Annotated in this window: 11 protein-coding genes and 2 pseudogenes; 2 read left to right on the forward strand and 11 right to left on the reverse strand. The window is 70.9% G+C overall.

All coding sequences use genetic code 11. From position 1 onward, the window contains the following. Nucleotides 1–55: 55 nt before the first annotated feature. The 4 genes from FCI23_RS52135 to FCI23_RS52155 all read right to left on the reverse strand — a co-directional run bounded on the left by FCI23_RS52135 (nt 56) and on the right by FCI23_RS52155 (nt 3,520). Nucleotides 56–289, reverse strand: a complete 234-nt coding sequence (locus FCI23_RS52135) for a hypothetical protein (protein ID WP_136730789.1) — start codon at nt 287–289, stop codon at nt 56–58. 319 nt (nt 290–608) lie between these two features. Continuing rightward, nucleotides 609–1,490 carry a GNAT family N-acetyltransferase gene (locus FCI23_RS52140; RefSeq protein WP_136730954.1) on the reverse strand — a complete coding sequence of 294 codons (882 nt, stop codon included), beginning with the start codon at nt 1,488–1,490 and terminating at the stop codon, nt 609–611. Nucleotides 1,491–1,833: 343 nt separating this feature from the next. Next, nucleotides 1,834–2,148, reverse strand: coding sequence for an STAS domain-containing protein (locus tag FCI23_RS52145; RefSeq protein ID WP_169317422.1), 315 nt, complete (start codon nt 2,146–2,148; stop codon nt 1,834–1,836). Between the two features lie 304 nt (nt 2,149–2,452). Then, a complete protein-coding gene (locus FCI23_RS52155; RefSeq protein ID WP_136730957.1) occupies nt 2,453–3,520 on the reverse strand; it encodes a hypothetical protein in 1,068 nt (355 codons plus the stop codon). A 439-nt stretch (nt 3,521–3,959) separates the two neighbouring features. On the opposite strand from FCI23_RS52155, the pseudogene FCI23_RS62855 reads away from it, so the two are divergent. After that, nucleotides 3,960–4,217: pseudogene (locus tag FCI23_RS62855) on the forward strand (DUF4277 domain-containing protein); the annotation flags it as partial. A 115-nt stretch (nt 4,218–4,332) separates the two neighbouring features. Here FCI23_RS62855 and FCI23_RS52165 read toward each other — a convergent pair. Together FCI23_RS52165 and FCI23_RS52170 are read right to left on the reverse strand one after the other, a co-directional pair. Continuing rightward, nucleotides 4,333–4,572, reverse strand: coding sequence for a cold-shock protein (locus tag FCI23_RS52165; protein WP_136730959.1), 240 nt, complete (start codon nt 4,570–4,572; stop codon nt 4,333–4,335). 221 nt (nt 4,573–4,793) lie between these two features. Continuing rightward, entirely contained in the window at nt 4,794–5,102 is a 309-nt protein-coding gene (locus FCI23_RS52170; protein ID WP_136730960.1) for a hypothetical protein, read from the reverse strand. 398 nt (nt 5,103–5,500) lie between these two features. Here FCI23_RS52170 and FCI23_RS52175 point away from each other — a divergent pair, with 398 nt between their 5' ends. Continuing rightward, nucleotides 5,501–5,893: a hypothetical protein gene (locus FCI23_RS52175; RefSeq protein WP_136730961.1), complete on the forward strand. Its 393-nt coding sequence runs from the start codon at nt 5,501–5,503 to the stop codon at nt 5,891–5,893. A gap of 133 nt (nt 5,894–6,026) precedes the next feature. Here the strand turns inward: FCI23_RS52175 and phoU are convergent. The 5 genes and pseudogenes from phoU to ctaF form a co-directional block, all read right to left on the reverse strand. Beyond that, a pseudogene (phoU, locus tag FCI23_RS52180) lies at nt 6,027–6,670 on the reverse strand (phosphate signaling complex protein PhoU). Nucleotides 6,671–7,574: 904 nt separating this feature from the next. Then, nucleotides 7,575–7,766 (reverse strand): hypothetical protein, encoded by a 192-nt coding sequence (locus FCI23_RS52185; RefSeq protein ID WP_136730962.1) that lies wholly within the window; start codon nt 7,764–7,766, stop codon nt 7,575–7,577. A gap of 79 nt (nt 7,767–7,845) precedes the next feature. Continuing rightward, complete coding sequence (locus tag FCI23_RS64450) at nt 7,846–8,160, reverse strand: winged helix-turn-helix domain-containing protein (protein ID WP_136730963.1); 315 nt, start codon at nt 8,158–8,160, stop codon at nt 7,846–7,848. Continuing rightward, nucleotides 8,160–8,705: a hypothetical protein gene (locus tag FCI23_RS52195; protein WP_136730964.1), complete on the reverse strand. Its 546-nt coding sequence runs from the start codon at nt 8,703–8,705 to the stop codon at nt 8,160–8,162. The genes FCI23_RS64450 and FCI23_RS52195 overlap by 1 nt, the downstream gene beginning before the upstream one ends. Nucleotides 8,706–8,898: 193 nt before the next feature. After that, the coding region (gene ctaF, locus FCI23_RS52200) for an aa3-type cytochrome oxidase subunit IV (protein WP_169317423.1) at nt 8,899–9,162 on the reverse strand (264 nt) is incomplete at its 5' end.

The following is a 9,162-nucleotide window of genomic DNA, read 5'->3' on the forward strand; positions in this document are numbered from 1 at the left end:
AGGCGCACAGGGATCGTGACCAGGCCGAACGAGATGAAGCCCGACCAGACGGCCCTCATGTTGACTGCCGCGTCCACGTGAACTTGTCGCCCCCCACCCACCTGATGACCGACGGGTCGTCGAGGTCTACGTGTTCCAGCCCGGAGCGAAGAGAGAACTCGATCACGTCCACGATCGAGAACGCCTGGCCGACCGGCTCCCCGTTGACCAGCACGATGCGGAACGGCGGCTCGCCGTGCTGGACGCCCGCCACCACGATCGGGACGCGTGGACTCTCACTCCCGCTCATACATCCATGGTGCCGCTAACGTCTTACCGTTGCGCACACCGGTCGCAAGATCATCCTTCAGCCGTGATGCCGCTGCGGCGGCGGGTTCGGCGCCGGATTGGTGCGCATCTCCAGCCACGCATCCAGCGTGTTCGGCACCTGCCTGGACAGCGCCTGCCAGCCCACCGCCGGTTACGTGCCGCCCCTCCTGACACCAGCCTCCCGCCGCAGCGCCGGCGAACAGCGCTTGCACCTGTTCGGCCGCCAGTGGGTCGTCCCGGTGATGGTGGACGTCCTCGTCCGCGGGCTCGTGGCCGCATCGTCGGCGGTGCGCCGAGGCTCAGGGGCGGCGGGTGAAGGACCAGAGCCGGTCCAGCTCGGTGAAGCCCATGGAGTCGTAGAGCCGGTTGGCGGCGGTGCGGTCGTGCTCGGGGTCGCCGGGCGGGGCGTCGTCGTCGACGTAGGCGATCACCTCGCGGGCGCCCTCGGCGGCCAGGCGCGTGAGGCACTGTCCGAGCAGCAGGCGGCCGAGTCCGCGGCCGCGGTGCGCGGGGTCGATGTTGATACACCACAGCACGCCGGTCCTGTTCCTGGGGCGGCCGATGGTGGCCTCGCCGACCGGGGTGCCGTCGCTCTCACGCAGGTGGAGTTGCCAGCCGGGCGGGTCGGCGCATTGGCGGACGTCGACGACCGGGTACGCGACCGTCGGCAGCGGGCCGTCCAACGGGCGGTGGAGGTAGCGCCACCGCTCATGGCCGGTGAATCCGGCTGCCTCCAGGGCCCGGCGGGTCGCCGGGCGGTTGCGCACTGGCAGGCCCTCCAGTCCGAGCGTGAGCGCGCAGGCGAACTCGAACGCGTACACCGTGCGCGGCCCGAGCCGGCCGAGCGCATGGCCGACCAGGGCCTGGGCGACTGCTTGGTCTTCCTCCTCGGTGTGCAGCCACAGGATCAGTCCGGCCCCGTCCCCGGGGCGAGTGGCGTAGGAGACGACCCCCCGCACCTGCCCGGACTGGTCGTGCACGACATCCGTGAGGACGTTGTCCAACTCCGCCCACCAGCCGCCGTCCACCGGCGAGCGCCCGGCCAGGGCCTGGGCGAGCATCGCGGGCGTTGCCTCCGGCTGCCCTGGCAGCCGGTCGGCCTCCACCAGCGCGAGCACGGCGTCCTGGTCGCCGGCCGCGTACGGCCGCGCGGACAACGCTCCGACGGTGGTGATCGCCACGCTCGTGCCTCCCTTGGGATGTGTCCCCCGCAGCCTGCCCCTCCCGGCGCCCGGACGCCAGACCACTCGCCGCTGCGGGCCCAAGATCCGCCATCCGCCTCGAACCGCCAATACCACGCGCGTCTGGGCATGGGCCCGGCGATGTCCGGACCGTACGTCCGCTGACGAGACGTTCGCAGTTGAGGTTGGAGCGGTTGGCCTGGCGGTCCGGCTGGTGGATGATCACCGCATGGCAGGCCAGGGACGCGACGGCGTCGATGGCCTCGGCCAGGTGCTCCCGCTTGCCGTGGTGGCGTCTGAGCGGCAGAACAGCCCTCTCCACGTCACCTTGCGACCATCGTCGTTACTCGATCGTGAACGCACCGCCGGTGTGCGACAGTCGAAGAAGCCGGGCCAGAGCGCGCGGCACTGCGCGCAGGTGCAGGTCGGCACCACTGGCTCTCGCGGCGCGGGCGGCGCTCAGCAGCGCGCCCAGCCCGGCGCAGTCGCAGAAGGTCAGGCCAGAGAAGTCGACGGCGACGTGCTGGTGCGTGGTGACGGCGGCGAGCAGGACGTTCCGGACGTCGGCAGCGGTGGCGACGTCGAGTTCCCCGGCCACGGTCACCCGACAGCTGTCGGGTCCGGTGGCATGGACCGCGCCATGGATCGTCTCGGACACCCGCGCCCGAGATGCGATGGCGCCCACGGATGGATGGGTCGCGTATCCAGGAAACGCCTGACCAGACGCCCTGTCCACACCCCGGGGTGCTGCGCGGGGCCTTGGGGCGGCTGCTGGGCGCGGTGGCCGCATTCGAGGCCGGGAACGTCGCCGCCATGCTGCCGATCCTGCGCGCGAGGCCCCCGGTCACAGCAGGACGCGGCCATCCCCATCTTCGTTCGCCGCCGCCTACCTCGGCCATGAGGGCGGCGGGCCGCGGGAGTGGCCCGGTGCCCGCATGAGAGACCGTCAGGGGACCGGCCGGTTATGTAGTGGCGTGTTCGGCGGCCGTGGTGATGGTGGTGCGTTCTTGGTGGCGGCGTTCGTAGTCGAGTACCTGCCGGGCGAGGTCGGCGTCGGCCTCGCGCAGCCGGGTGCGGATCTCGTCGGCCTTCATGGAGTCGTAACCGGGCCAGGGCTCGTCCCCGCGCAGGTCCGCGATCTTGTTCAGGATCGTGGTACGGCCCGCGTGGGCCCGCTCATAGCCCTGGACCGTGGCCAGGTCGGCCTGGGACAGGTGCCGAAGCCGGCCGGTGACCTCGACGGCGGTCAGCTCGCCGTAGCCGGGAATCGGCAGCTCGTCCTCCGAGGCCGCGGCCCCTTTCACCTCGCCCCGCATCCGGCTCACGCCGGGCAGCCGCTCGACCGCATCTTCGAGCGTACGTTCGGCCTGCTGTTCCCACTGTTCAGCTTGCCGCCCGCTTGCTTCGACCGTCTCCCGCAGGCGGGTCCAACCGGCACGGACCGCCTCGGCGGCCCCGGTGGAGCCGGCCCACTCCGCACGGCGGCCGCCGTTCGCGGCGGCCACCACCGCCCCGGCCTGTTCTTGGAGGTTGTCGCCGAGCGTTTGCAGCAATTCCTCGTCGCGGCGGCGGATGGAGCCGAGCAGGTCCGCGCCGGGGTCGTCGTCGGCCTCCTGGGCGATGCTTTCGCCGGCCCGGGAGGTAGCCACGGCCAAGGCGGTGATCGCGTACTCGTCCTCGGCGTTCTTCAGCAGCTGGCGCTCCGTGGCCCTTTTCCGGCCCCGCAACATACCGGCTGGCACTGCCACGGCGATGTCGAGGGGCAGCCGGGCAACCCGGGTGGCCTGCCCGGCGAGGTGACGAGCCCCCTCGAGGGCGTCCCGGAGCGGGTCGTGGGGCCGCAGCTGGTTCATGTGTTCGTCGATGCTGCTGATGTGGTCCTCGGCGTCGGCGACGTGGCGCTCCAGGATCTGCCGGTAGCCCCCGGCGGGGGTGACCGCTATGTGAGCCTGGAATTTCTCGACGACCGCAGCTTGGGCGTCGCGGGCGTCATGCAACGCCGGGATGACCACATCCGTGGTGGTTGTCATCGCGTACTCCTCCTGAATGGTCTGGTTAGAACGAAGTGGCGGCGGGGCCGGCCGGGGAATGCCGTTCCAAGCTGGTTGACCGGTGCCCGGGGACGCTGCGTCCGGTCACCCCGACTGGGGCGCTGCGGGTTCCCGCTTTCGCGCGAGCCGCGCTACCTGGTCACCGCCTGCTGGTGAACGAGATAACCCCAACGTACTTCGTTCGCCGAGCCCCTGGAGCCCAGCTGCTACCTGTCCATCTCGGCAGCCGGGCCCGCGCTGGCCTGCTTCGTGCCGATCGCCTAGTCCTGTCTTTCGCAGGTGCTTCGTTGTGGTGGTTCGGCGTCGGGGCGGTGTCCGAGACGGTTTCTGGAGCGTTGTAGGTGGCGTGCCTGCCTTCAGCGGTTCTGCCCGCTCCCGGGTCCACCGCCCCCGTGCCGAGCTTCTGATCACCTCTGTGGTGGAGAAGCGGCTGGGCTCTCTGCCCGCGTCTGCGCAGTTTCTGCGCCGTCTGGACGTCGCCGGGATGATCGACGGACTGTGCCCGATGCGGACCGACATCGCGCACATCAGCCACGGGCAGGTCATCGAGGTACTGATCGCCAACCGGCTCTCCTCGCCGATGCCGATGTTCAAGGTCAACCAGTGGGCCTCGCGGTGGGCGGTGGAGGAGGTCTTCGGCATCACTCCCGATTTCCTCAACGACGACCGCATCGGCCGCGCCCTGGACCCGCGCCGGACACCAGCGGGTGTGACGGGCCAGTTCGGGCAGGAACCGGCTCTGTGCGAGCCACCCAGCCCGTGTCACCGGCGCCGGCGCCCTGCCCTTGCGGTCACCGGCGGGCGACAGGACGCCGCTCGGTGTTCTGGGTCGCGCGAACGACGTTTTCCGCCTGGTGCCCCTTGGGGCCCTGGGTGGCCTCGTACTCGACCACGTCTCCCTTATTCAGTTCCTTGAAGCCGCTGGTCTGGATAGCGGAGTAGTGCACGAACAGGTCCGGGCCGCCGTCATCCCGTGCGATAAAACCGAAGCCCTTGTCCGCGCTGAACCACTTCACTTTGCCTGTTGCCATTGGCCACGTTCCTCCATCCCATGCCACGGCATGTCCCTGACGTGCCGACCGCAGCCCCATCGCGACTCCGGCTCCCAAATGTTCCCCACCCGCTTACAGCGAAGCGCGCCATGACACGCGCTCAACTCCGATGAGACGCACTGGTGCGCCGGGAGGCCAAGGCCCCAGACGGCTGGATAGGGGCTCCGGGGCGCCTGCGATCGGTCCGGAAGGGTGGGGCATCAGGGTGTGGCGGTGTCCGCCGCTGCGCCCTGGGCGAAGGTGCTGTAGTCGGTGGTCCGGCCGATCAAAACCAGGTCCATGCCGGCGGTGAAGCGGTCGGTGTAGTAGCGGCCAGCGAGCTCCGTCGGAATCCGGCCTGCCAGGTTCAGGCGGCAGGCGCCGGTGTGGCGGGGGCTGCGCCGCTGGTGGGCGGCCTGCGGGGTGTTCTCGTAGGTGCCGGAGCCGCCGGTCTTCTCCACGGTCGCGTTGCTGGAGCGGGAGCTGCTCTCCGCAGTACGCAGCGTGGCGTGTCCAGTAGGACTGTTCAATGGTCAGGTAGGCCCGTATGGGGCCGCGGTTCCCGGCGGCGGGGGCCGCGGCATCGACCCCCGCCCCATCACCCCCGCCCCCGCGCGGCAACATCGGTGACTACTCGCTGGTCGAACGCCTCTGGCACCAACTGGTCTCCCCCGACGCGGCAGCCGGGGCAGTGCAGCCCGTCGGGCGGCGGCGCCCTACTTCCCTACAGCACCCTCTAGCTAGGCCGGGCTCGGACTCGCCGGGAAGTCCGCCGGCACTCGGCGTACGGCCCTCCCGCCACACCCACCCACTGGGACCCGTGGACGCCGGTTGCCGGGGAGGGAGACCAGTCCCTCGGCAGAACCCGCCGCTGCCCGTCGACAGCCAGGCGGGTGCGTCTGCCCGCCGCGAGGGTGGCGGGCAGGCCATGCTGGGCGTAGCGGAGAGAGAGGCGGTCGGCGTGGCGGAGAGCGACGTGTGGGTGCGGGCCGGGGAGCAGCTGGTGCGGGCCGACACGATTGAGCGGATCGGGTGGAAGGCCGGCCCCGGGTGTCTGGCGCTGAAGGTGACCGGCGAGCGTGAGCCGGTGGCCGTCGATGTCCCCGCGGCCGCCGTCCCGACGCCTGGCGAGGCGCAGCGCCGGGCGGGTGGTGAGGTGCTCGCGGACCTGTTGCTGGCCGCTGTGGTGGCCTGCTCGGGCCTGCCGGGCACCCACCGCTTGACGCTGGAAGTCCACGGCGCGAGCGTGCGGTGGGTGCGGGAGACCTTCACTGCCGACGGGTCCTCCGTCGACGTGCCCGTCGACGGCCTCGCGCCCTGATCCCGCCCGGGCCCGGCCCGGCGGGATGGGCCACGCCCCGGGCCTTGCCGCAGCCGGATGGGCTGGGGCCGGGTGCTGGCGGCTGAGACCCCCCTTCCTGGGGTGGCCAGGCGCGAAGGAACCGTTCTGGGGTTCACTTCCGGGCGTTGGCCCCGGTGGCCAGGAAGATGACGCGGTTGGCGACATTCACGGCGTGGTCGGCGAAGCGCTCGTAGTAGCGGTTGAGCAAGGTGAGGTCCACGGCTGCCGCCATGCCGTGGGGCCAGGCGTCGTCGGTCATGTGCTGGAAGGTGCTGCGGTGGACGTTGTCCATGGCATCGTCATCGAAACGCAGTTCCGCCGCGGCCTGGGGGTCCTTGGTCTCCAGAGCCTGTCTCATCTTGGTGGCCATCTGCTGGCCCGGCCCATCTCCTCGATTCCTGGCCGCAGCTCAGCGGGGAGGGGGACGCTGGGATATCGCATCCGGGCGATCTCGGCGATGTGGCGGGCCAGGTCTCCCATCCGCTCCAGGTCGGCGGAGACGCGGAGGGCGGCCACCAGCGTGCGCAGGTCGGTGGCGACCGGCTGCTGACAGGCCAGGACAGACATCACGCGGGCATCGAGGTCATCACGGGCCGCATCGATCACCGCGTCCTGGCTGATCACCTCTTCGGCAGCATCGAGGTCGCCGCTGACCACCGCGGTCGTCGCGCGGACCATAGCCTTGGTCACCAACGCGGCCAGCTCCACAAGCTGGTCGTGTACGGCGTCGAGTTCCTCGTGATAGCGCTCCCGCATGATCTCCCCCCACCCCTGTAGGCAGTAATCCATGCTCTCACCATGACGACCCAGGACGCTGGCGCCCACCGCATCCTTCGCCGTCTCCGTCGCGGCCGTAGCGGCCGGGAGCCGCAGCACCCGGCCTTCGGGGTACCCCAGGCGCAGCTTGTCGCCCTGCTGCCGGGCCCGGTTGTGGGCGCCGACGAGCAGGCCCAGCCACTGGCGTCACAGAAGAGGCGGGCGCGATGTCCTCCTCCGGGATCTTTGGGGAGGTGTTGTACGGGTGCCCTGACCTGTGCCGCTGCACACGGTACGCCGAGTCTCACCCGCGTGGGCGGCGGCCTACAGGACAGGGCTCCCGTACCCCCGGCCCCGAGGCCAGCGGAAGTACCAAACCAAGTGTCGACCCGGCCTTCGTGATCCGACCGTCGGCTGGCGGGTGGCGGCGAACATGCCGCAACTCAAAGTCTGGCTCGCGCCAGTCCTGCGCCTGCGGTGGTCCGCTCTGTGAGGCGTCAGCAGGCGGGGCGGTGGCGGTGGGATGCCGTGCGGGTCACGCTGAGACGCTCGAGCGGCAGTCCCTCGGGTGGACCAGGGGCAAATCTCGAGGCATCGACCCTGCATGCTTCCATGAGGGCCTCGGCGATCAGTGCTCGCGCCAGGGACTTGCCCGGCAGTACCCGTAGGTGGAATCCGCACTTTGGTCAGGCATGTGCGACCAGCACCGAAACGGCAGGGCGGTCAGGCGCGGGGCTCCCGCCGGAGCGATGGCTTCTTCGCGGGTGCGGTACTGCCTCAGATGGCTTGTCTTGCCGTCACGGAAGATCACGAGTGTGCCGCCCGCACCGTGCCACGCGCGCGGCCTGCTCTTCCCCGGGCGCGGGGGGAGTCGGACCGGGAACCGAGGTGGCGGCCGGGCGGCTCAGGCGGGGGGCGAGAAGGGGTGGCGCAGCCACGCGGTGGTGGCAGGGTCGGCGGGCTGGGGCCCGGTGAGGGGTTCGGCGTCGTGGTCGCCGGCGTCCGGTGGTGCCCTGAAAAGGTCAGTTCCGGCGTCGGAGGGCAGGGCCGGCGGTTTGAGGGGTGTACGACCTGCGGGAGTGGGCTGGGTGGCCATCGGATTCCCTCCGGGTGGTGTTGGCTGCGGGCGGTCTGGAACGCGGCGACGGTGCTCCTCAGGCTCTTCAGTTCGCGCGTCAGCTCGGCGATCTGCCGTGCCAGTTCCTGGTACTCGCGGTCGTATGCGGGGTCCGGTCCGGGGCGAGCGGGTCACGGCCGGCGCTCGGCGAGGGGACGTCGCATACGTAGCTGTCTCGTCCCTGCACTGTATCGATCAAGCCCTCCTCATGGAGGACACGCAGCCCGCTCCGGACGGTTTCGCGATGGAAGCGCTCTTCGAGTCGCGACAGGGAAGGCAGTCGATCGCCCGGCTTGAATCCTCCTGAGGCGGTCCCCCTCCGGAGGGCGTCAGCCGCCAGGAGGTAGGGAGCGCGCGGGACGTCGTGGAGCATCAGGGGTCGTCTCCGTGGTGATCTTGGCGAGAAGGCGGGTGCGTCCGGCGGCGGGGAGCGGTCGTTCGTGGCCGCCGACAATGGACAGAGGCCAGCTGACTGAACCGGGCCCCCTCTACACGACGAACAGCCGCTGCTGGTACGCGGAGGACAGCACCGTCAGCGCCGCGCCCCGGTGGTCTTGAGCGCATCACGTCCTTGGAGGGGCTGGCCGCCGGACCGTTACCCGGTGCGGCCGGAGGGCGCAGCCAGGTTTCCCCGTCCTGGTGGACCTGGCGCTGTCGCTTGGTGACGGCGGTCTCGGGGAAGATCCTGCCTTCCTGCCGGCCGCCGGTGGCGAAGTTGTCGTTGAGCGCCGCGGCAATCGAGTTCGGGACCGCCAAGCCCTTGGCCTCCGCGGGCAGCGCGGTCGCATAGCCTTCGGCGTCCAGGGCGATCTTCGGCGGGGCGTCGTCGAGGGTGATGGCGGCCCTGGCGGGCACGAGACTCACCCGGTCGCGCGCTCCGGCCTGCGCTGTCCCCCGGCCCGTGGTGTGCTGGGGCAAGCGCTGGTTCTACCGGCTGTCGCTGACGCCAGGAACCCGTGCCGCCGGGCGTCTTCCACCGCTCCCGGCACCGACAGCCCCGCCGCCCCGCGGGGCTGTCGCCCGCTCCGCGGCGGACGCCACCTCCGGCACCTCCGGATGCTCGCCCACGGACAGCGCCCCCCACAAGGGGCGCGGGTGGGGCAGGGTGGGGTCAGCGGTCGGAGTGCTGGAAGACGAAGCCGAAGACGGCGCCGGCCAGCAGTGCGCAGCCGGTGAGGAAGAGCCACAGTCCGAAGACCACGCCCAGGGCCAGCAGCGTGACGCCGACGGCAATGGTCGCCGGCCAGGCGCTGCGTGGGGGGAAGAAGGCAAGGCGGCCGGCGGTCTCCGCGATGCCGGCATCGCGCCGGTCCTGGGCGCGCAGTCCTCGTTTGCGGTACTGGATGTAGAAGAAGAACGCGACCAGCGATGACAT

Source organism: Actinacidiphila oryziradicis (assembly GCF_005047355.1).
GTDB lineage: Bacteria > Actinomycetota > Actinomycetes > Streptomycetales > Streptomycetaceae > Actinacidiphila > Actinacidiphila oryziradicis.

Excerpts from the sequence above, each read along its gene's own strand:
- FCI23_RS52135 (WP_136730789.1), bottom strand. The coding sequence starts at position 289 with ATGAGCGGGAGTGAGAGTCCACGCGTCCCGATCGTGGTGGCGGGCGTC.
- FCI23_RS52155 (WP_136730957.1), bottom strand. The coding sequence starts at position 3,520 with ATGACAACCACCACGGATGTGGTCATCCCGGCGTTGCATGACGCCCGC.
- FCI23_RS52165 (WP_136730959.1), bottom strand. The coding sequence starts at position 4,572 with ATGGCAACAGGCAAAGTGAAGTGGTTCAGCGCGGACAAGGGCTTCGGT.
- FCI23_RS52175 (WP_136730961.1), top strand. The coding sequence starts at position 5,501 with ATGCTGGGCGTAGCGGAGAGAGAGGCGGTCGGCGTGGCGGAGAGCGAC.
- FCI23_RS52185 (WP_136730962.1), bottom strand. The coding sequence starts at position 7,766 with ATGGCCACCCAGCCCACTCCCGCAGGTCGTACACCCCTCAAACCGCCG.
- FCI23_RS64450 (WP_136730963.1), bottom strand. The coding sequence starts at position 8,160 with ATGCTCCACGACGTCCCGCGCGCTCCCTACCTCCTGGCGGCTGACGCC.